Source organism: Haloferax profundi (assembly GCF_001469865.1).
Classification (GTDB): domain Archaea; phylum Halobacteriota; class Halobacteria; order Halobacteriales; family Haloferacaceae; genus Haloferax; species Haloferax profundi.
This window is the reverse complement of record NZ_LOPV01000552.1, coordinates 1-896: the sequence shown is the minus strand read 5'-3', so window position 1 is coordinate 896 and position 896 is coordinate 1. Positions and strand designations below refer to the sequence as shown.

Genomic DNA, 896 nt, shown 5'->3' with positions numbered 1-896 from the left:
CTCTCGGTCGACGAGCAGCAGCCTGCCACCCCGTTCGGTCACGAGAAGCCGTGAATCATCGGGAACCCGTTCGAGCGCCCAAGGCCGTGTGAGGTCCGTCGCGACCTGTTCGACCGTGAAGTCGGTAGACGCCGATTTCGAGTCTGTCGAGGACTCAGAGCCCGATGAGGGCGTCGACTCCGACCCCACACCGGTGTCTGTGTCTTCACTGGTGCTCCCAACACAGCCGGCGAGCATGCCACCTACTGTGAGTCCACCGAGCGTGAGGTACGTCCGTCGGTTCATCTCGATGAATATTGTAGTCTGCTGCGAGCATTAATCACACGGCAGCGGCGATGCGGTCGTGTTCGTGCGACAGAAAGACAGTGTGAGATTCCTCGAGTTCGTCTATTGCTGGCTGGATAGTCGAGTCAAACAATTTGTGTTAACGACCCCTGGGTACAGTATGAAAATCACAGTCTTTGGTCCGCTCCGGTCTGCAGCTGGCGAAAAGACGGTCGACGTATCTCCAAGCGGTGAGACGGTTAGAGACCTACTCACGGCGTTCGTAGACGAATATCCGACGAGTTCAACACACCTCCTTGACGACGACGACACCATTCGGCCCAGTGTGCGGGTGATGGTTGGAGAACGTAAAGCCGCGTTGGACGACCCGATCACGGATGGAGAACAGGTGAAACTGTTCCCAGCGATGCGTGGTGGCTGACTACGCTTGGTACTGTTCGCGTACTGTCTCTGTGAGGCCAACTTCGTCGAGAAGTTCTACCGGGACGAGCATCGAGAGTTGGACCACGCCCGGCAAGCGAGCGATTTCGACGCCACCAGTGAACGTACAGCGAGACCGGACCTCTCCCTCGCTGATTCCGAACAGCGAACTTGCCCTGTCGAACGCATTT

At 57.6% G+C, this 896-nt stretch carries 1 protein-coding gene and 2 pseudogenes; 1 reads left to right on the top strand and 2 read right to left on the bottom strand.

Features of this window, described 5'->3' with window-relative positions; translation table 11 throughout:
• A pseudogene (locus tag AUR66_RS22885) lies at positions 1 to 285 on the bottom strand (PQQ-dependent sugar dehydrogenase); the annotation flags it as partial.
• A 160-nt stretch (positions 286 to 445) separates the two neighbouring features.
• Between AUR66_RS22885 and AUR66_RS16675 the strand changes: the two are divergent.
• Positions 446 to 706: a ubiquitin-like small modifier protein 1 gene (locus AUR66_RS16675; protein WP_058573326.1), complete on the top strand. Its 261-nt coding sequence runs from the start codon at positions 446 to 448 to the stop codon at positions 704 to 706.
• On the opposite strand, the pseudogene AUR66_RS16670 reads toward AUR66_RS16675, so the two are convergent.
• Positions 707 to 896 (bottom strand): annotated as a pseudogene (locus AUR66_RS16670) (acetamidase/formamidase family protein); the annotation flags it as partial.